General features: G+C 51.4%; 20 protein-coding genes and 3 tRNA genes. 18 read left to right on the top strand and 5 right to left on the bottom strand.

Features of this window, described 5'->3' with window-relative positions; genetic code table 11:
* Nucleotide 1: 1 nt before the first annotated feature.
* Nucleotides 2-250, bottom strand: coding sequence for an accessory factor UbiK family protein (locus INP78_RS12030; protein ID WP_194742441.1), 249 nt, complete (start codon nt 248-250; stop codon nt 2-4).
* Between the two features lie 257 nt (nt 251-507).
* On the opposite strand from INP78_RS12030, the gene INP78_RS12025 reads away from it, so the two are divergent.
* The 6 genes from INP78_RS12025 to INP78_RS12000 all read left to right on the top strand — a co-directional run bounded on the left by INP78_RS12025 (nt 508) and on the right by INP78_RS12000 (nt 8,046).
* Entirely contained in the window at nt 508-1,422 is a 915-nt protein-coding gene (locus INP78_RS12025; RefSeq protein WP_194742440.1) for a TorF family putative porin, read from the top strand.
* Nucleotides 1,423-1,489: 67 nt separating this feature from the next.
* On the top strand, nt 1,490-1,828 hold the full coding sequence (gene glnK / locus INP78_RS12020; RefSeq protein ID WP_018986930.1) for a P-II family nitrogen regulator: 339 nt from the start codon (nt 1,490-1,492) through the stop codon (nt 1,826-1,828).
* A 15-nt stretch (nt 1,829-1,843) separates the two neighbouring features.
* Entirely contained in the window at nt 1,844-3,247 is a 1,404-nt protein-coding gene (locus INP78_RS12015; protein WP_194742439.1) for an ammonium transporter, read from the top strand.
* A 104-nt stretch (nt 3,248-3,351) separates the two neighbouring features.
* Complete coding sequence (locus INP78_RS12010) at nt 3,352-5,028, top strand: peptidase domain-containing ABC transporter (protein ID WP_228522860.1); 1,677 nt, start codon at nt 3,352-3,354, stop codon at nt 5,026-5,028.
* Nucleotides 5,021-6,328, top strand: coding sequence for an HlyD family secretion protein (locus INP78_RS12005; protein ID WP_194742438.1), 1,308 nt, complete (start codon nt 5,021-5,023; stop codon nt 6,326-6,328). Before INP78_RS12010 ends, INP78_RS12005 begins: the two co-directional genes overlap by 8 nt.
* The gene (locus INP78_RS12000) at nt 6,325-8,046 is read left to right on the top strand and encodes a TolC family protein (RefSeq protein WP_194742437.1); all 1,722 of its coding nucleotides are present in this window, start codon (nt 6,325-6,327) and stop codon (nt 8,044-8,046) included. The genes INP78_RS12005 and INP78_RS12000 overlap by 4 nt, the downstream gene beginning before the upstream one ends.
* Before the next feature lie 2 nt (nt 8,047-8,048).
* Here INP78_RS12000 and INP78_RS11995 read toward each other — a convergent pair whose 3' ends face one another.
* Both INP78_RS11995 and INP78_RS11990 read right to left on the bottom strand, forming a co-directional pair.
* Nucleotides 8,049-8,690, bottom strand: coding sequence for a hypothetical protein (locus INP78_RS11995; protein WP_194742436.1), 642 nt, complete (start codon nt 8,688-8,690; stop codon nt 8,049-8,051).
* A gap of 28 nt (nt 8,691-8,718) precedes the next feature.
* Nucleotides 8,719-11,145, bottom strand: coding sequence for a penicillin-binding protein 1A (locus INP78_RS11990; RefSeq protein ID WP_194742435.1), 2,427 nt, complete (start codon nt 11,143-11,145; stop codon nt 8,719-8,721).
* 209 nt (nt 11,146-11,354) lie between these two features.
* Here INP78_RS11990 and INP78_RS11985 point away from each other — a divergent pair, with 209 nt between their 5' ends.
* From INP78_RS11985 to INP78_RS11950, 8 genes are all read left to right on the top strand, one after another.
* The gene (locus INP78_RS11985; RefSeq protein ID WP_194742434.1) at nt 11,355-12,428 is read left to right on the top strand and encodes a pilus assembly protein PilM; all 1,074 of its coding nucleotides are present in this window, start codon (nt 11,355-11,357) and stop codon (nt 12,426-12,428) included.
* Complete coding sequence (locus tag INP78_RS11980) at nt 12,425-13,018, top strand: PilN domain-containing protein (protein ID WP_194742433.1); 594 nt, start codon at nt 12,425-12,427, stop codon at nt 13,016-13,018. Before INP78_RS11985 ends, INP78_RS11980 begins: the two co-directional genes overlap by 4 nt.
* A gap of 6 nt (nt 13,019-13,024) precedes the next feature.
* Nucleotides 13,025-13,669 (top strand): type 4a pilus biogenesis protein PilO, encoded by a 645-nt coding sequence (locus tag INP78_RS11975; RefSeq protein WP_194742432.1) that lies wholly within the window; start codon nt 13,025-13,027, stop codon nt 13,667-13,669.
* A complete protein-coding gene (locus INP78_RS11970; protein ID WP_194742431.1) occupies nt 13,666-14,196 on the top strand; it encodes a pilus assembly protein PilP in 531 nt (176 codons plus the stop codon). Before INP78_RS11975 ends, INP78_RS11970 begins: the two co-directional genes overlap by 4 nt.
* Complete coding sequence (gene pilQ / locus INP78_RS11965) at nt 14,193-16,442, top strand: type IV pilus secretin family protein (protein ID WP_194742430.1); 2,250 nt, start codon at nt 14,193-14,195, stop codon at nt 16,440-16,442. The genes INP78_RS11970 and pilQ overlap by 4 nt, the downstream gene beginning before the upstream one ends.
* A gap of 82 nt (nt 16,443-16,524) precedes the next feature.
* A complete protein-coding gene (locus tag INP78_RS11960) occupies nt 16,525-17,067 on the top strand; it encodes a shikimate kinase (RefSeq protein WP_194742429.1) in 543 nt (180 codons plus the stop codon).
* Nucleotides 17,055-18,134 (top strand): 3-dehydroquinate synthase, encoded by a 1,080-nt coding sequence (aroB, locus tag INP78_RS11955; protein WP_194742428.1) that lies wholly within the window; start codon nt 17,055-17,057, stop codon nt 18,132-18,134. The genes INP78_RS11960 and aroB overlap by 13 nt, the downstream gene beginning before the upstream one ends.
* A gap of 15 nt (nt 18,135-18,149) precedes the next feature.
* Nucleotides 18,150-19,274, top strand: coding sequence for a deoxyguanosinetriphosphate triphosphohydrolase (locus INP78_RS11950; protein WP_194742427.1), 1,125 nt, complete (start codon nt 18,150-18,152; stop codon nt 19,272-19,274).
* A 64-nt stretch (nt 19,275-19,338) separates the two neighbouring features.
* Here the strand turns inward: INP78_RS11950 and dksA are convergent, their stop codons facing one another.
* Both dksA and folD read right to left on the bottom strand, forming a co-directional pair.
* Nucleotides 19,339-19,761: an RNA polymerase-binding protein DksA gene (gene dksA / locus INP78_RS11945; RefSeq protein ID WP_019880976.1), complete on the bottom strand. Its 423-nt coding sequence runs from the start codon at nt 19,759-19,761 to the stop codon at nt 19,339-19,341.
* Nucleotides 19,762-19,905: 144 nt separating this feature from the next.
* Nucleotides 19,906-20,763 (bottom strand): bifunctional methylenetetrahydrofolate dehydrogenase/methenyltetrahydrofolate cyclohydrolase FolD, encoded by an 858-nt coding sequence (gene folD, locus INP78_RS11940; protein ID WP_194742426.1) that lies wholly within the window; start codon nt 20,761-20,763, stop codon nt 19,906-19,908.
* Between the two features lie 83 nt (nt 20,764-20,846).
* Between folD and INP78_RS11935 the strand changes: the two genes are divergently transcribed.
* The 4 genes from INP78_RS11935 to INP78_RS11920 all read left to right on the top strand — a co-directional run bounded on the left by INP78_RS11935 (nt 20,847) and on the right by INP78_RS11920 (nt 22,252).
* Nucleotides 20,847-20,923 (top strand) — tRNA-Pro (locus INP78_RS11935).
* 40 nt (nt 20,924-20,963) lie between these two features.
* Nucleotides 20,964-21,040 (top strand) — tRNA-Arg (locus tag INP78_RS11930).
* Nucleotides 21,041-21,055: 15 nt separating this feature from the next.
* A tRNA-His gene (locus INP78_RS11925) sits at nt 21,056-21,131 on the top strand.
* Between the two features lie 125 nt (nt 21,132-21,256).
* The gene (locus INP78_RS11920; RefSeq protein ID WP_194742425.1) at nt 21,257-22,252 is read left to right on the top strand and encodes a GGDEF domain-containing protein; all 996 of its coding nucleotides are present in this window, start codon (nt 21,257-21,259) and stop codon (nt 22,250-22,252) included.
* Nucleotides 22,253-22,426: the final 174 nt, after the last annotated feature.

Below are 22,426 nucleotides of genomic sequence, written 5' to 3'. Positions count from 1 at the left end.
TTTACTTTTTGACTGTGTGTGCCTGTTCTAGCTGGCTAATTTTTTCTTCCAGTGTTTTTAATTGTTGCTGGGTGCGTGCCAGTAACGCGGATTGAATATCGAATTCTTCGCGCGAAACAAGTTCCATTTTGGTGAGCGCGCCCTGAAATAGTGCATGCAAATTGGTTTCTAGCTCTGAAATGGGGCTTGAATCCGCTAGTTGTTTGATTTTAAAAGATAATTCTTTAATTTTTTCATTGGTGAATAGCATGATGAAGGCTCCTTTGCACAATATTTTAGCATGTATAGCGGGCTTGAAAATATAATTACCTCAATATATAAACACCATTTTCAATTAAAAACAATTTATTGCGATGTTATTTTAATATTTTGGATTTAATTTATTATATAACTATATGATTTAATTTATTTATATGGATTGGCACGTGCCTTGCTTTGTGGTCAATGTTGTTTCATTCTCGTTTACAACAATTCGATCAAAGATTTTCACAGAGAGAGGACTCATAAATGCGTCAATCTATTTTGCTCACAGCAGTTTTGGGTGCATTATCTTTTGCACAAGTTTCATACGCAGCTGAAGAAGCTAAAGAAGAAGCTTCAAGTTGGGATGCAACTGCAAACATCAGCTTTGTTTCTGACTACTACTTCCGTGGTTTGTCACAAACATGGCACAAACCTACCGTACAAGGCGGTATGGATATTACGCACTCCAGCGGTTTTTACGCTGGTATCTGGGGTTCTGGCGTGACTCCTAACACATATCCTGATGCACAAACTGAAATTGACGTGTATGCAGGCTACAACGGTACTATTCCAGCAGTGGAGAAGTTAGGCTACACCGTTGGTATTTACTCATACATGTATCCGGGCGGTTCCTGGAAAAAATATGATGGTTTGACTGCTGACCAAGGTAAAAAATCTGGTGGTAAATGGGACACTACCGAGTTGAACTTTGGTTTGTCATATGACTGGATCAGCGCTAAAGTATCCTATACTCTGACAGACTGGTTTGGCGCCGAGAAGGCAACAGGCTGGGATGGTAGCACTAAAGGCTCTATGTACATGGAGCTGAACGCGGCTTATCCACTGCCATGGTGGGATCTGACTCTGATTGCGCACGTTGGTCACATGAATGTGGCGGGCAAGTTGCAAGCTTCCGGTTTCCCGACCGCTAACGGTGCACCTGGCACGTACGAAACTAACCCTGACTATACTGACTGGAAGTTGGGTCTGAGCAAGGGCTTTGCCATTGGCAAGAGTGAAGGCTGGGCGGCTGGTTTGTACTGGGTTGAAGCAAGCAATGACAAATACTGGGGCGGTGGCTACGGCGGTACAAGCTTTAGCCGTTCCATCAACGGTACTACTGAAACAAAAGACTTAAACGATGGCCGCCTGGTGTTCACACTTGGCCGTACATTCTAAGTTATAAGTAACAAAGTTTAGATCTGGCGGGCATTGTGCCCGTCAGAGTTAACAACGGGAGAAGCAAATGAAATTTGTATCCGCAATAATCAAGCCATTTAAGCTTGATGAAGTGCGTGAGGCTTTGTCCAACATTGGCGTACAAGGCATCACAGTCACTGAGGTCAAAGGGTTTGGCCGTCAAAAGGGACATACCGAGTTATATCGTGGGGCAGAATATGTCGTGGATTTTTTGCCTAAAGTGAAGCTTGAGGTCGCCATTAAGGACGACATGCTGGATCAGGTCGTGGATGCGATTGAGAAAGCGGCTGCAACGGGCAAAATCGGTGATGGCAAAGTATTTGTCTTCGATCTGGAACAAGTTTACCGTATACGTACCGGCGAAACCGGTCCGGATGCGCTATAAGAAAGGGCTTCAGCTATGAAGAAAATTCTTTCCATGTTATCGCTGGTCGCCTTGATTGGCCTGGCGGCAACCCCAGTCAGCTACGCTGAAGAGACTGTGACAGAAACAATCACAGTTCAAGAAACAGTTACACCTGAAGCAGCACCGGCGGCTGAAGCCCCTGCTGCAGAAGCCGCGCCAGCAGCAGCTGAAGCGGAACCAGCGCCAACACTGGACGTTGGTAATACTGCCTTCATGATTATTGCCACAGTGTTGGTGATTTTGATGACTATCCCTGGCCTGGCTTTGTTCTACGGTGGTTTGGTGCGTCAGAAAAACATGCTTTCCGTGTTGATGCAAGTGTTCGTAGTATTTTCGCTGATTTCTGTATTGTGGGCAGCTTACGGCTACAGTATGGCATTTAGTGAAGGTAACGCGATTGTTGGTGGCTTGAGCAAGGCATTCCTGTCAGGCATTACCACTGATAGCTTGTCTGGCACGATTCCTGAGTATGTGTTCCTGACTTTCCAGATGATTTTTGCGGCACTGACCCCAGGTCTTATCGTTGGTGGTTTTGCTGAGCGTATGAAGTTCTCTGCTGTCTTGCTGTTCACAGCTTTGTGGGTGACGTTTGCTTACATCCCAATTGCGCATATGGTTTGGGGTGGTGGTTACTTGGCTGAGTTGGGTGCTAAAGACTTTGCCGGTGGTACAGTTGTGCATATCAACGCTGGTGTGGCTGCCTTGATCGGTGCTTTGATGTTGGGCAAACGTATTGGTTACGGTAAAGAAGCAATGCCTCCACACAGCCTGGTGATGACGATGATTGGTGCATCTTTGCTGTGGGTGGGTTGGTTCGGTTTCAACGTAGGTAGCGAACTGGCTGCCGATGCGACTGCCGGTATGGTGTTGGTCAACACACAATTGGCAACGGCTGCAGCGGTAATTGGCTGGATTCTGGCTGAGTGGCTGTTCCGTGGTAAACCAAGCATGCTGGGTGCAGCGTCAGGTGCTGTTGCTGGTCTGGTTGCGATTACCCCTGCTTGTGGTTTCGTAGGTCCAATGGGCTCTATCATCCTGGGTTTCACTGCCAGCTTTGTCAGCCTGTGGGGCGTAACTAAACTGAAAGGTGCGCTGGGTTATGATGACTCACTAGATGTATTCGGTGTGCACGGCTTGGCAGGTATCTGGGGTGCAGTGGGTACCGGTGTGCTGATGGCTCCTGGCTTGGGTGGTGTCGGTTATGCCGAAGGCGTGACCATGGGTGGTCAAGTGACGACTCAAATCATCGCTGTGGTGGTGACATTGATCTGGACTGGTATCGTTAGCGTCATTCTTTACAAAGTTGTAGACGCTGTTGTAGGCTTGCGTGTAAGTGAAGAATACGAGCGCGAAGGTCTGGATACAACAGAGCATGGTGAGCGTGCTTATAGCCTGTAATCCATGATGTGAAAAAGAAAACGGCTCATTGAGCCGTTTTTTTTTGAACTTAATAAAATGCATTGCAATCCATGTAGTGGGCCTGTACTAAAATAACTCTTACCATGGCAAATCTAACCCCCTCTTTGTTGAGCCCCGTACAACGGGTATTAAAACTCGCCTCTTTTGAAAAGCAGGATATCCTGCTACTGGTTTACCTGACACTGGCCTATGGCGTGTTGGGTATTGCGACGCCGGTGGCGGTGCAAACCATGGTCAATATCGTCACCATGGGTGGTGTGCTGCAGCCGTTGTATGTGGTTGGTTTTATCCTGTTTTGCTTGCTGGCCTTGTCGGGGGCGATTTATGCCATTGAGAGTTTCCTCGTTGAGCTGATACAGCGCCGCATTTTTGTGCGCCATAGCCTACTCATTGCGCAAAATACTCAGCAAATTCATGTCTCTGTCTATGACCAGCACAATCCAGTCGAGCTGGTAAACCGTTATTTTGATATCCAGACCGTGCAAAAATCTGTGGCAACCCTGCTGACGGTTGGTCTGACTGCTTTGCTGCAAGGCTTGATTGGCAGCGTGGTCTTGCTGTTTTATAGCCTCTATTTCGGTATCCTCGTGATCCTGATGCTGATAGTGTTATGGGCCATCGTCGTTTTGCTAGGCAGGCAGGCAGAAACCACCGCCCTTAAAGAATCCAAGGCCAAATACGATATGGCTGCTTGGCTGGAAAACATTGCACGTAATAAATGGTTATCCAAGTTTTATGGTGCAAAGCAACGTACAACAGATAACACTGAGATACTGGCACAAAACTATCTGGGTGCCAGAGTAAAACATTTTCGCGTATTAATGACGCAGTTAATAGGCGCTGTGGGCATGTATGCGGTGATAGGTACCGGCATGCTGATTCTGGGCGGTACCCTGGTGATCAAAGGGCAGATTAACCTCGGCCAGTTTGTGGCCGCAGAGTTGATTATTTTTGGCGTGTTGTCCGCCTTTGTGCGCTTTGTGACCAAGCTGGAGTATTTCTATGACTTACTGGCTGCGGTCGATAAATTAGGCGTGTTGGAAACCTTGCCGGTGGAGGCTGCTGGAGAACATCAGTCCAGCTTGGAGGGGTATCAGCCGCTGAAAGTGGCTGGCCTGGGGTTTAGTCATCACGGCCAACCAACATTAATGAGTGAGGTCAGTTTCGAACTGCAGCGCGGCCAGAGCCTCGCCATTCTGGGTGCATTGGGCAGTGGTAAAAGCACCTTGCTCGAGCTGCTGACCGGACTCAGGCAGCCTGCACAAGGCTATATCAGTTATGGTGGTATAGACTTACGCCAGTTGAACCTGGATCATCTGCGTGACCGTATAGGGGTGGCGAACAAAGTAGAGTGGCAGCATGGCTCGATTCTGGATAATCTGCGCCTGACCCGCACCGAGATTGGCCTGGATGCCATGGTCGAAATATTGCAAATGCTGGGCTTGTGGGAGGATATCAGCCAGTTACCGCAAGGCATGGATACGATATTGACTGATTATGGCGCACCCATGACTTACACCCAATTGCAACGCCTGATGTTGGCCAGGGCGATGATAGGGCGTCCGGATTTACTGATTATCGATGGTTTGCTCGATGGACTCGGCCAGCAGGAACTGGACCAGGTGCTGACCTTGCTCAAGCGCCACCAGTCACAATGGATGCTGATTGTGACAACCCGTTTCCCCCATATTGCGCAGCAATTCCAGCAGATGATGACGCTGGATAGTCAGCGTGGCCAGGCAGGGGGCGATCATGCATAATCGATTGCAAAATACCTTGATGGGCTCCGTGCAAACGCCGCAGCGTTTGCGTGTCTGGATTAAACGGCTGGCCTGGTTGCTGGTAGGCTTGCCAACCATGTTTTTGTTTTTGCCCTGGCAGCAGAACGTGACGGCCTTGGGGAAGGTGACTGCTTACTCGCCTTCCGAACGTGTGCAGACCATAGATGCGCCTGTGAATGGCATGATTAATCGCTGGCACGTGCAAGAAGGCTCGCAGGTGAAAGAGGGCGATTTGCTGTTGGAGATTGCCGATACGGATCCCAACTTTAAACAGCGCCTGGAAGCGCAACGTGATAATTTGCAAAGCAAGCTTGGCGCCAAGCAGGATGAATTACGTGCTTATGAGCTACAAAAGCAAAACTTGACGGCGGCACGCGATGCCAAGATTTCAGCCGCACAATACAAGCTGGATGTGGCTAATCAGAAAATCCGCAGTAGTCAGGAAGCGGTGAATGCCGCGCAGGCAACACTCGACGCTGCCAGCCAGCAAGTGCAGCGCCTGCAACGCCTGTTTGGCGATGGCCTGGTGTCCAAGCGCGATCTTGAAGTCGCCGAACGTGATCATATTATCGCCAGCCGCAACCTCAATAGTGCGCAGGCACAATGGCAGTCGGCCAAAGCCGAGGCCAGCTCTGCCGCGGCCGATATCCAGCAAACCCGCTCGGATACCCAGGCCTACCTGGACTCGACCTCTGCCGTGATCAATAAAATTCGTGGCGAAGCCGCAGACAGTGAAAACAGCCTGCATAACTCCGAAATTTCCTTGGCGCGGCAAAATATGCAGCGTATCGTCGCGCCCAGGGATGGCACCATTTTCCGGTTGCCAGTGAATTCGCAATCACAAATTATCAAGCAGGGCGATCCTTTGTTAGTGATTGTGCCACATACCTCGCAGCGCGCGGTCGAGTTGTGGGTCGATGGCCGTGATGCGCCGCTGATTACCTCCCGCAGCAGTGTCCGGCTGGAATTTGAGGGTTGGCCCGCGATACAAGTCCCAGGCTGGGCACAGGTCGGCGTGGGCACCTTTGAAGGTGAAATCTCGTTTGTCGACCCGACGGACAATGGCAGTGGCCACTTCCGTATCATGGTGGTGCACAAAGCCGGGACGCCAGAGTGGCCGTCTGCCAGGTTTTTGCGCCAGGGCATCAGTGCCAAAGGCTGGGTGTTGCTTGAGCGCGTGACCATAGGCTACGAGTTGTGGCGCTTGCTCAATGGCTTCCCGCCACGCATTCCGCCTGAGCCTGTACCCTTGAACCAGGCCGGAGGCAAAGCGGCATGACGCGCTGGCTGGTCACCCTGTTAGCCCTTGCCTCGCCATGGGCTACGCTGTGGGCGGATGACGTTACGGACACGCGTGCGCGGCAGCGTCTGGAAAAATCAGAGGGGCGTGCGCTGGAATCTTATAGCCAGCAGCCTGGCGTGCCGCTGCATGATGCAGTCAAGCAACAGCAGCAACGCAAGTCGTCAGTGACCGTCGACCTCAAGAGTGCGTTGAAGCCGTTTGATAGCCCGGAAACTGACAGTATCGCCCCGCAGGGGCAAGGTGCCCAAGTCACCATTGCCGATATTCGCCAGCGCGCGCTACAAAATAATTTACAGATCAAAGTCGCCAAAATGGACCCCGAACTGGCCAGGCAATCGCTGCGCGAAGAGCAGGCCAAGTTTGACCAGGTGATTTTTGCCTATGCCAAATATGCCGAAAAAGACACGCCCGCCATGTCTGGGGATAAGGTCATTATCAAGTCAGACAATGCTTTGCTGAATGGCGAGCTGGCCAAACTGAACCTGGATGCGCAGAAAAAGGAATTCTGGGATGTGGAGGCCGGGGTCAAAGTGCCTTTGCGTACCGGCGGTACGGTGACTTTAAGTGCGCCGTTGGAAAACCGCCAAAGCTTGGGCAAGTTCGCCAGTGACCAGTATCGCAGTGCCCTGCGTTTTTCGTTTAGCCAGCCTTTGTTGCGCAATGCTGGCACGCAGGTCAATGAAGCCAGCATCCGTGTCGCTGAGTTAGACCGTGATAGCGTACAACTGAAAACGCGATTGCAGACGATACGCATTGTGGCAACCGTAGACAAGGCTTACTGGGAGCTTTACGAGGCGTGGGCGGCACTGGATGTACGCAAAAACCAGTATGAATATGCCAGCCAGAACCTGGCCATGGTCAAGCGCCGGGTGCAAGAAGGCTTGACCGCAGCGGTCGAAGTGAACCGGGCGCAAATTGGTGTCGCTGACCGTATGGAAGCGCTGATTGTGGCTGAAACCAATCTCAAACTGGCCCAACGGCAATTACAGTTTTTGCTTAATGATTTGCCTGACGACCAGGCAGGACAGTCGCCCTGGGTGCCGATGACGGCACCTAACCTGGTTAGGTTTGAATTTGACCGCGCACATTTGATCCGCGATGCGCTGGATAGCCGTATTGAATTGCTGGATCAAGAGTTGAAGTTAAGTGCTGACCTGGTGCAGATTGATTACCTGCAAAACCAGACCCTGCCATTGTTTACCCTGGATTATCAATATGGTGCTTTGTCTGGGTCTGGCGAGCGGTTTGGTGATATTGGCCAGGACTTATTTGATGGCCGCTATCGTGACTGGTCGGTGGGCTTGAAGTTTGAAATGCCAGTGAGTAACGAGGCCCGCAAAGCCAAGCTGGACCGGGCTGTGGCACAGCGCATGCAACGCCTGACGACCAAAACGCTGCAAACATTGACCGTAAAACGCGAGATTCATGACACGCTGGATAAAGTCGAACAAAACTGGCAACGCATTATTGCGGCGCGCCAGCAGGTGCTGGTGGCGGGTATCAACTACGAGGCTGAACTCAAGCAATTTAATGAAGGCTTGCGCACTATGACCGAGGTGCTGGAAACGCTGACACGTTTAGGTGAGGCACAACTGAAAGAAATCCGCGCGATCAGTGACTATCAAGTTGCTTTGGTCGATATGGCCTATGCAACCGGCACCGTGCTGGGGCACGGCCACATTAGCTTGCAGTAAGATTATTCACTGCCGGATTTACCCGGGGAGAGGGCTTCGGTCAGTTGCAGCAGGTTCATGCGGTGTATGCCAGCCTTTTCGCCATTTTTACGCGGTGCGGTGCGGATATCATCGGTTTCAAACACACTGATGCGTTGCGTGCCAAAGCGCGTTTCCACCAGTAACACCGGCACCCGTTTGCGGACCAGGTCATGTTTTTGCTTGCCAGGACGGTCAGACATGCGGAATTGCTGTTCATCCAGCCGGTAAGGCACATTCTGGTTGAGCAGGTAAATCTCCAGTTCTTTACCACTTTCAGCAAACACGTGGATATCGGTGTCTGCGTAAGGGCCTGCCGTGCCCTCCATCACCGAGCCAATCAGGTGCGGGTTAAATTTTTTGAGTAACTGCATGGTGTGCAAGGCGGCTTGCCGCAACTCCAGCAGGTGCGCGGCATCGTTTTCATCAGCATAGAGCGCGTGATACTCGCGCAACGCGGAGTCAATCTCAGCATTGGTCGGCAGTGGTGCATCCTGTTGTATGCCCATGAGCTTGACCGCTTTGCGCTTGGCGCGGCCATAGTCGCTAATGCCTTCCTCAAACATCAGGCGTGCGGCGGACTGTGCTATTTCTTGCCTTAGATCACTTGAAAAGTCGTCAAACATCGCATCAGGCTTTAAGTTGAATTCGTTTCTAATTGGGGCTGAGTAACTTTGCCGCCGGGTTTACCTGCAGCTTTTTGTCCTCATTGTTGCCACCGCTATGATCGCCAATCAGACGCTCCAGAAAAGACGGCTCGTTGTCCTCTGGCGCATGCTCTGCCTCTGGGTCAAACAAGCCTGGCAGGTTTTCTGGCTGTGATTGCGGCAAATGCTCTTCGTAGAAGTATTCATAAATGCCAGGGTCATCTTCACCCACTTGCGCACCAGTGTATGCATCGACCTTCAACTGCAAGACCCCGTCAGGCACTTTGTATTGGTAGATAGGCAAGCCGGTCAGGGTTTGTTGCATGTAATTGATCCAGATGGGTAATGCGGCACGGCCGCCAGTCTCACCACGCCCCAGGTTGTGCGGATTGTCATAACCGACCCAGGCCACTGCCACTTCTTTCGGATGATAACCCGCAAACCAGGCATCAAACTGGTCATTGGTGGTACCGGTTTTACCGGCGATGTCCGGGCGGCGTAATGACAGCGCGGCCCTGGCCGTACCGTCGCGCACCACATCTTGCAGCATGGTAGTGATGATAAAGGCGTTACGCTGGTCGATTACACGTTGTTGCGACACATGTTTGCCTGCCTGCACGGCTTGAATCACCTTGCCGCGGCTGTCGATAATCTTTTCAATCAGGTAAGGGTGTACCTGGTAACCGCTGTTGGCGAAGGTGGCGTAGGCGGCTGCCATTTGCCAGACTGAGGAAGAGCCTGCACCTAGCGCAGTAGACAGGTAAGCCGGATGATCTTTGGGGTCAAAGCCGAATCTGCGCAGGTAGTCTTGGGCATAGCGGGCACCAATAGCATTCATCAGGCGGATGGAAATGGTGTTTTTTGATTGTGCCAGGGCTTCGCGCAAGCGCATCGGGCCTGCGTATTTCTCATCGTAGTTACGTGGCTCCCAACTGCTATTGCTACCTGTTTCGGTAGAGGTGAAGCTGATAGGCGCATCTTCAAACACACTGGCCGGGCTATAGCCTTTTTCGAGTGCGGCCGAGTAGATAAATGGCTTGAAGCTGGAGCCCGGCTGGCGGCGGCCTTGCGTCACATGATTGTATTTGTTGCGCTGGAAACTGAAACCGCCGATCAGGGCCTGTACCTGCCCGGTTTCCGGATTGAGTGCCATAAAACCGCTTTCCACCTCTGGCAATTGCACCACTGACCAGCCGTCATTCTGCTGGTAAACCCGGATCACCGCACCAGGCACCAGCGACAATGGCGTGCGTTTGGCGGGTGGCATATGGTTTTTCACCAGCAAAATGGCTTTGTCCTGCAATTTGAGCACGGTGCCACGCTTGGTCACCAAAGTGAGCAGGTTGGGCTCAACCTTGGTGACCAAGGCGGGCACAAACTGGTTATAAGTGACAAAATCCCGCAACAGTTCGCTGGCACCGCTAGCGGTCAGTTTGCCTGCTGGTAGCGAAATAATCTGCTCGGCACCACGGAATCCATGGCGCAATTCAAAATTGATCATGCCCTGGATCACGGCGGTGTTCGCCGCTGCCTGGTGTTTGTTATTGATGGTGGTGTAAACACGCAGGCCACTGGTATACGCTTTTTCGCCATAACGTTTATACAAAGTCGCCCGCACAATCTCAGCCACGTATTCGCCGCCCAGGGCTTGCACTTGTCGTCTCGACGACTGGAACTTGAGCGGCGTGTTCATCGCCTGCTCAAATTCGCGGTCGCTGATCATACCGTAGCGGTGCATGTCGCGCAGCACTTCATGCTGGCGCTTGATGGCGAAGTCCGGGTGAATATAAGGGTCGTATTTGCTCGGTGCTTTTGGCAGGCCAGCCAGCAAGGCGGCCTCCGCCAGGTTGAGTTGCTTCAGGTCTTTGTCGTAATAGGTTTTGGATGCCGTGGCAAAGCCATAAGCGCGCTCGCCCAGATAAATCTGGTTCAGGTAAAGCTCAAGAATCTTGTCTTTGCTGATGGCGTTCTCAATTTTGATCGCCAGCATGGCTTCTTTAATCTTGGTCCAGATATTACGTGGTGTATCCGGGTTGCTGAAGAAGTTTTTAGCCACCTGCATGGTGATGGTGCTGGCGCCCTCATGGCCGCGGCCGGTCAGATTGTTGCGGATGGCGCGCAAGATGCCGGTGGTATCAATACCGTTGTGCTGGTAAAAGCGACGGTCTTCAATGGCCAGGATCGCGTCTTTCATGACTTTGGGCGTTTGCTCAATCGGCACAAAGGCGCGGCGTTCCTGGCCAAACTCGGCAATCAGGCCACCTTCGGCATCGTAAATGCGCAACGGTAATTTCGGATGGTAATCCGTAAGGGCATCCAGTGAAGGCAGTGACGGATAGAGGATGCTGATCATCAGCACCAGCAGGGCGGCGACGATCAAGCTGCCGGTAATGGAAAGAAAAAGAAGGGACTGCAACCAGTTTCTTGAGTTCATGCGTCTTGCTGCCATCGTGAGAATTACCCATGAATTGTAATCTTTTTTTGCCAATTCAATGGCAGTTAATTATGGAATCATGTAAATAATCAGCATTCTTCTGGCTACCATTAAGGCCGGGAATTTGCTTGTCGCCATGAAATGGTGTGAGTTGGCATGGTTGATGCATAAGCTAACGAGCATCCAAATATTAAAAAAGGGCAATACAGTTGAGTCTGGGCTTTTTACAACGCAAAAAAACCAGTTTTATTGGTGTAGATGTCAGCGCAACCGCCATCAAAATGGTGGAACTGAGCGCCGTGGGCAAACAACAATTCCGACTGGATGGCTATGCCAATGTGACCCTGCCTAAAGGGGTCATCAGTGATGGCAATATTAACGATTTGGCGCTGGTGGCTGACACCATGCGTTCGGCTTGGCGTTTGCTGGGATCGCGCGCGCGACAGGTGGTGCTGGCATTGCCAACAGCCGCGGTGATTTCCAAACGTGTGATCATGCCAGCTGGCATGCGTGACGAAGACCTGGAGTTGCAGGTGGAGTCAGAAGCCAATCAGTATATTCCTTTCCCGCTTGAAGAAATGAACCTCGATTTTCAGGTGCTGGGTCCTATGGGCAAAAGCACGGATGAAGTTGAAGTGTTGATTGTGGCGGCCAAGAAAGAAAAAATTGATGACCGGGTTGCCGTGGCAGAGGAAGCTGGCCTGAAGGTGAGCATTATGGACGTGGATGCCTATGCTACCGAAACTGCCTATCGTCAGATTCTCAAACAGTTGCCGCAACACAGCAAAAAGACCGTCACCATGATTCTGGATATCGGTGCGCATGTGACCCATGTCAATGTCATGGTCGGTACACAGTCGATTTATGCTCGGGAGCAAGCCTTTGGTGGCGCCATGCTGTCACAGGAGATCCAGCGCCGGTTTGGTCTGTCGCCTGAAGAGAGTGAAATCGCCAAGCGTCAGGGCGGCTTGCCTGAGTCTTATGAGGCTGAGGTATTGCAACCTTTCCTGCAAAACCTGGCGGGTGAGGCGGCGCGTGCCGTGTCCTTTTTCACCAACTCTACCCAATATAACAAGGTCGACCATGTGTTGCTGGCCGGTGGCGTTTCGGCGACCGAAGGCCTAGCGCCATTGATAGAAGAGAAAACTGGTGTGCATACGCTGGTGGCCAATGCTTTCAAGGGGATGGCGCTGGCAAACAAGATCAAGTCTTCACAGCTTGAAACAGATGCGCCAGCACTGATGATTGCCTGTGGCCTCGCCCTGCGGGGAGTGGATGCATGATTAAAGTTAACCTGTTACCTCACCGTCAAATCAAGCGTGCCGAGCGCCAGCGCGAGTTTGGGCTTATGGCGTCGCTGGTGGCCATTGCCGCTGCGGCCATCCTGTTTGTGAGCTGGAGCTATATTCATAGCAAAATGGATGCGCAGCAGGCACGTAACCAGCGCCTGCAGGATGAGATGGCGCGCCTGGACAAGGAAATTGCCATCATCGGCAATTTGAAAGAGCAGATTAAACATGTGCTGGAGCGCAAGCAAATTGTCGAGGGCTTGCAGAGTGACCGTAACCAGGCAGTATCGATTCTGGATGAGTTAGCCAGGCAGTTGCCAGAAGGCGTGTTTCTCAAGAGCGTCAAACAACTGGAAGATGAGATTGAACTCAAGGGCGTGGCTGACACCAATGCCAGGATTGCCACGCTGGTTCATAACCTTGGCGCTTCGCCGATTATGCACAACCCTAATCTGGTTGAAATCAAGGCCAACACCAATGCACTGGGTATCAAAGAATATGAGTTTGTGTTGCGGGTATCTTTAAAACGCGAAACTGCCAAAGAGGACCCCGCTAAACATAAGCCTGCCGGGGCCAAAGGATAAGCGAGAATGCAACTTTCAGATTTTAATAATATTGACTTAAAAACGGCCGGTAATTTACCGCTACCGATGAAAGCCGTGTTGCTGGCGATTTTGGCTGGTGCATTGCTGGTATTGGGCTACGTGTTTTTGCTCAGCCCTAACCTGAAGGCATTGAAAGCCGAACAAGAAAAAGAGCAGGGTCTGCGTGACGAATACCTGGCTAAAAAAGTACAGGCAGTCAAAATTAAAGCCTATGAGCAACAGGTCGTTGATATCCAACGCACCTTTGGCACCCTGCTCAAGCAGTTGCCGGACAAATCTGAAATGGATGGCTTGCTGACCGATATTAACCAGGCTGGCTTGAGCCAGGGCTTATCGTTTGAAGGCTTTGTGCCGATGCCGGAAATTTTTGCCGAGTTTTATGCCGAGAAGCCCATCAATATCAAGGTGTTGGGGCATTACCACGAGCTGGGGGCTTTTGTGACAGAGGTGGCCAAACTGTCACGTATCGTGACTCTACACAATTTGCAGATACAGCCTGCCGGTAAAGAGGATAAGCAGCCGCACAAGGATATGCTGGTGATGGAGGCCGTGGCAAAAACTTACCGTTACCTGGATGCAGAAGAGGTGGCTGCACGTAAGGCTCAGGAGAGTAAGGCAGGGAAGAAATGATGCGTAACCACTACTTAATTGCCCTGATTCCAACGCTATTGCTGTCCGCATGCGGCTCATCACAAGATGACGATTTGACCCGCTTTATGGAAGAGGCCAGCCAGACCATGGGGGCACCGGTAGAGCCGTTGCCTCAAGTGCAAGGGTTTGCCCCCAAGCAATATAACGCGGATAGCACGCTGCATGATCCGTTTGTGCCCCGCAAAGCGGCAGTGCAGAACACTAACCAGCCTGACCTGACGCGACGCAAGGAGCCATTGGAAGCCTATCCGCTAGAGAACCTCAAGTTTGTCGGCGTATTAAGCAAAAAGAACAGCATGTTTGCCACTATCCAGACCCCGGATAACCTGGTGTATCAGGTCAAACCTGGCTCGCACCTAGGGGAGAAGTTTGGCGTCATTACGGCACTGACAGAAAACCGTCAGACATTGAAGTATGAATTAAAAATCAAAGAGACGATTCAAGACCCTGGGAGCGGTGAGTGGTCTGAGCAAATGACAACATTGGAACTGCAGGAACATCAATGATGAAAAATTTAAGCTATTTTATGGCCAGGGTGGCATTCTTGTCTGTGGCGCTGGCGCTACAGGGTGTTGGCATGGCGGCGGAGGTGCCCGCGGCCAGTAACCAGTTGCAGGCGGTAGATGTCACAGCGCAGCCGGGAGGGCGCCTGGATGTGCAACTGCAACTGTCGCAGCCATTGGCGGCAGCACCGGTCAGTTTCATCTTGAGTAATCCGCCCAGAATCGTGTTTGATATTCCCAATACCGTCAACGCTACCGGTAAAAATGTGTTGCCGGTGAATCAGGGAGTATTGAAGTCAGTACAGGTTGCACAGGCGAGTGATCGCAGCCGTGTTGTATTAAATTTATCCAAGCCGGTCCAGCATCAATTACAGTTGCAGGAGCAAACCTTGCTGGTGGGCCTGACGCAAGAAGGCGCTGAGGTACCTGTTGCGGCTGTGGCCGCCAAGCGCTTTTCTGAGCAGGAAGTGTCTGCTGGCCACAAAATCCAGAAGATAGACTTTGTGCGTGGCAAAAATGGTGAAGGCCGTATTTTGGTGGATTTGTCGGATAACCGTGTGGGCGTCAATGTGCGCAATGCGGGGAAAACGGTGGTAATCGATTTTGCCGATACTGAACTGCCAGAAGCCTTGCAACGCCGCCTGAATGTGATCAACTTTAATACGCCTGTGTTGTATGTGGATGCGTTACGGCATCACAACCAGGCACAAGTCGTGATTGAGCCGCAAGGGGATTGGGAGCAGTCTGCATACCAGACCGATAAGCGCCTGGTAGTCGATATCCGCCCATTGGCAAAAGACCCTAACAAACTCATCCAAGGCTCCAAGCAAGGCTATGCGGGTGAAAAATTGTCTCTGAACTTCCAACGTGTAGACGTCAGGGATGTATTGAAAGTGATTGCTGACTTCACCGGTAAGAACATCGTCGTCAGCGACTCAGTGTCTGGCAGCGTAACCATCGGCCTGAAAGATGTGCCATGGGACCAGGCGCTGGATGTGATCATGAAAAGCAAAGGCCTGGACATGCGTGTCAATGGTAGTGTGATTTCGATTGCGCCAGCAGAAGAGTTTGCCGCCAAAGAGAAAGCGCAGCTCACGGCTGAGGCGGAGCGCGAGACGCTGGAAACCTTGCGTACAGAAGTATTTTCATTGAAATACCAGAAGGCGGTGGACTTCAGGAATATGCTGCTTGGCGGCGGCACCAGTGGTTCAGGTGGCTCGACGTCTGGCACGTCTACCGGTTCGTCAGGTGGCGCATCGGCTGGTCGTATGAACCGCATTCTGTCGCAACGTGGTAGCGTGACATTTGATGCGCGCACCAATACCATTTTTGTGCAGGATACGCCAAGAAAACTGGACGAAATTCAGACCATCATTAACAAGGTGGACGTGCCGGTGAAACAGGTCATGATCGAGTCGCGTATGGTGATCGCTTCCAATACCTTCTCTAAAGCCTTGGGTGCACGCTTTGGTATTTCGCAAACTGGGACACCAGGGAGCAATACCAATCTGTCTATCGGTGGTTCGCTAGGCAACAAAGCCACTGCCTATACTGCACCGACAACGGCAGGCGGTACTGGGACTTATACACTGGGTACGCAAGGGGGGACCGTACAGAGTGCGACGCTGGGTAACTACACCGTTAGCTCCAATGGCCAGCCTGATTTGATGTCCAACCTGCCAGTGACCAACGCTTATGGCGGTATTGCGCTGAGTTTGCTCAAGTTGTCGGCCAATTTATTGCTGAACCTTGAATTATCCGCTTTGGAAGCAGATTCACGTGGTAAGGTGATTTCCAGTCCGCGCGTGACCACGGCCAACCAGCAGAAAGCGCGTATTGCGCAGGGGGTGGAGATTCCTTACCAAAGTGCCACCAGCAGTGGTGCAACTGCAGTCAGCTTTAAAAAGGCTGAGCTCAGTTTGGAGGTGACCCCGCAAATTACGCCAGACCAGAAAATTATTATGGATCTGGATGTACGCAAAGACAGTCGTGGTGAAACCTTGCCCGGTGGTGTGGCGATTAATACGCAAAACGTACAAACGCAGGTCCTCGTTGGCAACGGCGAGACCGTGGTATTGGGTGGGATTTACGAGCAGGTTTCTCGCAAATCGACCGACAAAGTACCTTTCTTTGGTGACTTGCCTGTGGTCGGTTACGCGTTTAAACGCAACACCAAGCAAGAAGATAAAACCGAGTTGCTGATTTTTATCACCCCTAAAGTGATGGATGAAACACTGGCCTTGAACTAATTAGCGTACACAAACGTGCGCGATTACTGACAGCCGACAGGCTTTGCCTTAAAATGCCCAACTGAAACAGTTGGGCTTTTTTATGGGTGCGCAAATACCAAACAACATATTTTTGATCGGTTTGATGGGGGCAGGCAAGACCACGGTTGGCAAATTGATTGCCAAAAGTCTGGGCAAGACCTTCTACGACACGGATCATGTGATTGAACAGCGCACCGGCGTCAAGATTCCGACTATTTTTGAGTTAGAAGGGGAAGCTGGCTTCCGCAAGCGCGAAACCTTGACCCTGGAAGAGTTTGCGCAGCAGGATAATATTGTGCTCGCTACTGGCGGGGGCGCGATTATCGCGCCGGAGAACCGAGACATTCTCAGACGTTATGGCTATGTGATTTATCTGCGCGCCAACGTCAATGAGTTGTATCTGCGCACGCGCAACGATAAAAACCGTCCTTTACTGCAAAATGTGGATGTGAAAGCCAAGCTGGAGCAGTTGTTTCACGCACGCAATCCACTTTATACCGAAACTGCACACCTGATTGTTGATACCGGACATCAGCCAGTGTCGGTGATTATCCAAAAAATTGAAAACGCCCTCAATGCGGTGGAGCCATCATGCAAACCTTAACCGTCAGCCTGGCTGACCGTAGCTATCCTATTCATATCGGCAGTGGCCTGCTGGGGCAGGCAGAGCTTATTTTACCCTACCTCAAACGCAAGCAAGTGGCCATTGTCAGTAACACCACGGTAGCGCCGTTATATATGCAGGCGATTGCGCAGCCCTTGCGCGACGCGGGTGTTAGCGTGATTGAAATTATTCTGCCGGATGGTGAAGCGCACAAAAATAACCAGACCTTGCAAATCATCTATGATCATTTGCTGCAAAATCGCTGTGAGCGGAATACCACTCTAATCGCCCTGGGCGGTGGTGTGGTTGGAGATTTGACCGGCTATGCCGCGGCCACCTATTTGCGAGGCGTGCCGTTTATCCAGGTGCCGACGACCTTGTTGTCACAAGTGGATTCCAGCGTCGGTGGTAAAACCGGCATCAACCATCCACTGGGCAAAAACATGATAGGTGCGTTCTATCAGCCCAAACTGGTGTTGGCTGACATTGATACCTTGAAAACATTGCCACAACGCGAGTTGTCAGCCGGGATCGCCGAAGTGATCAAATATGGCCTGATTCGCGATGCAGACTTTTTTGACTGGCTGGAAACCAATATGTCCGCCCTGATGGCGTTGGACACCGCCGTTGCCAGCTATGCGATCTATCGCTCGTGCCAGAATAAGGCTGAGGTGGTGGTGGCTGATGAGCACGAACAGGGCGAGCGTGCTTTGCTCAACCTGGGCCATACTTTCGGCCATGCCATTGAGAATGCCATGGGTTACGGGGTTTGGCTGCACGGGGAAGCCGTGGCGACAGGTACGGTGATGGCGGCAGATCTGTCGCAGCGCATGGGCTGGCTCAATGCGGCGCAAATTGCCCGCATTAAAACCATTATGCAGGCAGCAAAGTTGCCCATAGACGCCCCAGACCTGGGTGCAGACGAGTATCTGCGCCTGATGCAGTTGGACAAAAAAGTGTCCGATGGCCGTATCCGGCTGATCTTGCAGCAGGATATTGGCAAGGCGGTGATGACGGCAGATTATGACGCTGATAAATTAAAACAGACGCTGTCGCTCACGGTGTAAGCACAGAGACTCGACATGACCTTAGCCCGGTTTGCCGCCCATCCTGAACAGACGCGAGGCCGCAAGGTCGGTGAGCAAGAGTCACCGTTGCGCAATGTGTTTCAGCGCGACCGCGACCGTATTATCCACTCCACGGCTTTCCGCCGCCTGGAGTATAAAACACAGGTGTTCGTCAATCATGAAGGCGACCTGTTCCGCACCCGGCTCACCCATAGTATCGAGGTGGCACAACTCACCCGGGGGATTGCACGTACACTGGGGCTGCATGAGGACCTGGCCGAAGCGATTGCGCTGGCGCACGACCTTGGTCACACGCCATTTGGTCACGCCGGGCAAGATGCACTCAATCATTGCATGCGCGACTACGGTGGGTTTGAACATAACCTGCAGTCCTTGCGCGTCGTAGATGTGCTGGAAAACCGCTATGCCAGTTTTGATGGCCTGAACCTGACTTTTGAAGTGCGTGAAGGCATCCTCAAGCATTGCTCACGCAAAAATGCACAGATGCTAGGTGATGTCGGCGAGCGTTTTTTACGCGGCGAATCACCCAGCCTGGAGGCGCAAGTCACCAATTTTGCCGATGAAATCGCTTATAACAATCATGATGTAGACGACGGTCTTCGCTCAGGCTTGATTACGATTCAACAGTTGTCCGGTATCCAGCTATTTGCCGAAAACATGGCCGAAGTCAAAAAACTGTATGGTGACATAGAAGAAAAACGGCTGGTGCATGAAACCATACGCCGCATGATCAATGTGCTGGTGGTCGATTTATGCCAGCAAAGCCAGCAGGCCATTGCCGCTTTGAATCCGGCCAGTATTGACGATGTGCGTAAGACGCCTGACTATCTGGTTGGCTTTAGCCAGGCGCTGGATGAAAAAAACCTGGAGCTCAAGCAGTTTTTGCGCAAGCATCTTTACCAGCACTATCGTGTCAATCGCATGAGCGCCAAGGCGCGCCGCATTATTGAAGAATTGTTTACGGCGTTTATGGATAATCCTGCCCTGATGCCGGATGAGTATCAATTAGCTGCCAAGCAGAATCAGGCGCGTGCCGTCGCTGACTATGTGGCTGGCATGACGGACCGCTATGCGATTCGGGAGCACCGACGCTTGTTTGCTGTGGAAGAAAGCTGGTAACGCTGGAGGCAATAAAAAAGGCTGCAATACTGCAGCCTTTTTTATGATGCATTGCTTGCCAAGATTATTTTGCGACTTGTTTCTCGCGCATTTCGTCCAGTGTTTTGCAGTCGATGCATAAAGTGGCCGTCGGGCGGGCTTCCAGGCGTTTGAGGCCGATTTCAATGCCGCAACCTTCGCAGTAGCCATAATCACCGCTGTCAATATTGCGCAGGGTCTCGTCAATTTTCTTGATCAGTTTGCGTTCGCGGTCGCGGTTACGCAATTCCAACGCCATGTCAGACTCTTGGCTGGCGCGGTCATTCGGGTCAGCAAAGCTGGTCACTTCGTCCTGCATGGTATGCACGGTACGGTCAATATCGTGACTCAGTTCGGATTTCCAGTCATTCAGGATTTTGCGGAAGTGATCCTGCTGCTTTTTGTTCATGTATTCCTCACCGGCGGCTGGCTGGTAAGGGGTGAAGGATTTGTTAACGGTATCTGCCATGATGGTTCCAAACAACGAAACTACTGAATAGTTATTGCCAAAAAAGGCGTGGTTTACTGCATTACGTCAATCAACAATCGCGCGAGTGTACACCAGTTTAACCACCATGCAAAGTTTCTTTTATGGGCGTTAAACTGGCAGCGGCTAGACTTGCTCGCGCAGTTCCAGCGCTTTTAATGTGTTTTCCATTAAGGTGGCGACGGTCATCGGGCCAACGCCACCTGGCACCGGGGTAATATGGCTGGCGCGCTGGCTGGCAACGGCAAAATCCACGTCGCCGGTAATCTTGCCATCCGGCAAGCGGTTAATACCAATATCGACCACAATCGCGCCAGGTTTAATCCATTCCCCTTTGATCAGGCCGGCTTTGCCCGCTGCGGCCACAATTAAGTCGGCGCGGCCAATATGCGCAGCCAGGTCTTTGGTGTGGCGGTGGCAACTGGTCACGGTGCAACCGGCCAATAGCAACTCCAGACCCATGGGGCGGCCGACATGATTGGAGACGCCCACCACTACGGCATCCAGGCCCTTGAGAGCGATGCCGCTGGCTTGCAGCATTTTGATCACACCATAAGGTGTGCAGGAGCGCAGCAAGGGCTGGCGTACCGCCAGGCGGCCAATGTTGTAAGGGTGAAAACCATCGACATCTTTGGCTGGATCAATCAGGGCCAGGATTTCTGTTTCATCTATATGGTGTGGCAATGGCGATTGCACCAGAATGCCATCCGTTCCATTGTCCGCATTCAACTGCCTAATCAGCGCAAACAATTCCTCTTGAGATGTGCTGGAGGGTAAGTTGTGTGCGACTGAAACGATACCTGTTTTTTCGCAAGCCAGGCGTTTGTTGCGCACATAAATAGCAGAAGCAGGATCATCGCCTACTAAAATCACCGCGAGGCAGGGCGCACGTTTTCCGGCCTGCACACGTTGATCGATATTGGCTTTAATATCTTCTAGCAGTTGACCGGCAATTTGCTTGCCATCAATAATATGAGCGCTCATGAACAAAATATTTGTCGTAAAAAATAGAATTTTATCACATCGACATTGACACGAAATCAGAAAATCGGTTATATTTCCGTCTTCGGCGTGTAGCGTAGTCTGGTAGCGCGCCTGCTTTGGGAGCAGGATGTCGGGAGTTCGAATCTCTCCACGCCGACCAGTTTTCTCTGGATTGCCTGATCGGCATGTAACTACTTTATCTGCTCGTAGCTCAACTGGATAGAGCACCAGCCTTCTAAGCTGGGGGTTACAGGTTCGATTCCTGTCGGGCAGGCCAAAATCTTTCCCAGTGGTGGCTATAGCTCAGTTGGTAGAGCCCCGGATTGTGATTCCGGTTGTCGTGGGTTCGAGCCCCATTAGCCACCCCATTCTTATTCTCTTCTGTCTTAAATTCAAAAATGGTTGCTTAAATTGGCTCTGTTTACCAATAGGTCAACGCCATGCTTTTGCTAAAGTGTTCGAAAAAACAATTGTCGCGAACATGAATACACCTTTGAGTTTGAAAAAATTTATGCAAAGCCTGATTGACCTGACCAAGGTCAGGGAGAGCCTTGCACTTGATCCGGCGTTGCTTTCATTAATGCAGCACTGGATGTCCGTGTTTGCGACCCAGGCACAGCCGGTCAGGATGCAGGTGTTGTCCAAACGGCAACTGGTCTCCGTGATGGATACCCAGGAGTCCAGCACAGACCCAACCTTTGAAGCCTGGCCGCCAGAAGTGTATACCATGCTATTGGGTTATTTGAATCAAGAGCATCGTCAGCATGCCTGTTTTGATACCGCCAGCGGCAAGCTGCATGTGTTCCCACTCAAACAAAGTATTTCCCACAAAAATGCCATCCTGCTGATCCAGCACGAAGCGCTTTCGACGGAAGAGATCGATCTGGTGGAACAATGCTTGCAGATGTTCCAGCACTACGCCGGGTTGATTATTGAAAACGAACGCGATGCCTTAACCGGCCTGCTCAATCGGAAAACATTTGATCAATGCGTAGGCAAAATCCTGCTTAATGACTATAAGCCGGAATACCGATTCCCCTTGCACCACTACCTGGTGATTTTCGATATTGATTTTTTCAAACGGATTAACGACACCTACGGCCATTTAATTGGTGACGAAGTACTGCTGTTGTTATCCCGTTTGATGCAAGAAGCTTTCCGGGATGGTGACTTGCTGTTCCGTTTTGGTGGCGAAGAGTTTGTCGGCGTATTTTCCTGTGCCGAAGAAAATGACATCGTCGTATTGCTCGATCGGTTTAAAGAGGCGTTAGCCGCGTATGCGTTCCCGCAAGTAGGGCAGGTGACCATCAGTATCGGCTGCTCAAAAATGGCACTGAATGTGTTGCCGAACACCGTGCTTGAGCATGCGGATGAGGCTTTGTATTACGCCAAAGAGCATGGTAGAAATCAAATTTGCTACTATGAAACGCTGATCGCGCAAGGCCTGCTCAAGGACAGCATGATTACCGGCGAAATCGAGTTGTTTTAGTTTTTCACTTGCTGATTGGGTAGCATGGGCTGATTGGGTAGCATGGGCTGATTGAGTAGCATGGGCTGATTGAGTAGCATGGGCTGATTGAGTAGCATGGGCACTAAAATAGTGTCCGCCGACTGACAATCTCGTCAGTGGGATGCGTTTTTCCGCATGAGTATTTGACATTCA

The sequence above is a fragment of the Methylophilus sp. 14 genome, from assembly GCF_015354345.1.
Taxonomy (GTDB): domain Bacteria; phylum Pseudomonadota; class Gammaproteobacteria; order Burkholderiales; family Methylophilaceae; genus Methylophilus.
The sequence above is the reverse complement of the archived record's forward strand: the minus strand, read 5'-3'. Positions and strand labels throughout refer to the sequence as shown.

Excerpts from the sequence above, each read along its gene's own strand:
- INP78_RS12030 (WP_194742441.1), bottom strand. The coding sequence starts at position 250 with ATGCTATTCACCAATGAAAAAATTAAAGAATTATCTTTTAAAATCAAA.
- INP78_RS12025 (WP_194742440.1), top strand. The coding sequence starts at position 508 with ATGCGTCAATCTATTTTGCTCACAGCAGTTTTGGGTGCATTATCTTTT.
- glnK (WP_018986930.1), top strand. The coding sequence starts at position 1,490 with ATGAAATTTGTATCCGCAATAATCAAGCCATTTAAGCTTGATGAAGTG.
- INP78_RS12015 (WP_194742439.1), top strand. The coding sequence starts at position 1,844 with ATGAAGAAAATTCTTTCCATGTTATCGCTGGTCGCCTTGATTGGCCTG.
- INP78_RS12010 (WP_228522860.1), top strand. The coding sequence starts at position 3,352 with ATGGCAAATCTAACCCCCTCTTTGTTGAGCCCCGTACAACGGGTATTA.
- INP78_RS12005 (WP_194742438.1), top strand. The coding sequence starts at position 5,021 with ATGCATAATCGATTGCAAAATACCTTGATGGGCTCCGTGCAAACGCCG.
- INP78_RS12000 (WP_194742437.1), top strand. The coding sequence starts at position 6,325 with ATGACGCGCTGGCTGGTCACCCTGTTAGCCCTTGCCTCGCCATGGGCT.
- INP78_RS11995 (WP_194742436.1), bottom strand. The coding sequence starts at position 8,690 with ATGTTTGACGACTTTTCAAGTGATCTAAGGCAAGAAATAGCACAGTCC.
- INP78_RS11990 (WP_194742435.1), bottom strand. The coding sequence starts at position 11,145 with ATGAACTCAAGAAACTGGTTGCAGTCCCTTCTTTTTCTTTCCATTACC.
- INP78_RS11980 (WP_194742433.1), top strand. The coding sequence starts at position 12,425 with ATGATTAAAGTTAACCTGTTACCTCACCGTCAAATCAAGCGTGCCGAG.
- INP78_RS11975 (WP_194742432.1), top strand. The coding sequence starts at position 13,025 with ATGCAACTTTCAGATTTTAATAATATTGACTTAAAAACGGCCGGTAAT.
- INP78_RS11970 (WP_194742431.1), top strand. The coding sequence starts at position 13,666 with ATGATGCGTAACCACTACTTAATTGCCCTGATTCCAACGCTATTGCTG.
- pilQ (WP_194742430.1), top strand. The coding sequence starts at position 14,193 with ATGATGAAAAATTTAAGCTATTTTATGGCCAGGGTGGCATTCTTGTCT.
- INP78_RS11960 (WP_194742429.1), top strand. The coding sequence starts at position 16,525 with ATGGGTGCGCAAATACCAAACAACATATTTTTGATCGGTTTGATGGGG.
- aroB (WP_194742428.1), top strand. The coding sequence starts at position 17,055 with ATGCAAACCTTAACCGTCAGCCTGGCTGACCGTAGCTATCCTATTCAT.
- INP78_RS11950 (WP_194742427.1), top strand. The coding sequence starts at position 18,150 with ATGACCTTAGCCCGGTTTGCCGCCCATCCTGAACAGACGCGAGGCCGC.
- dksA (WP_019880976.1), bottom strand. The coding sequence starts at position 19,761 with ATGGCAGATACCGTTAACAAATCCTTCACCCCTTACCAGCCAGCCGCC.
- folD (WP_194742426.1), bottom strand. The coding sequence starts at position 20,763 with ATGAGCGCTCATATTATTGATGGCAAGCAAATTGCCGGTCAACTGCTA.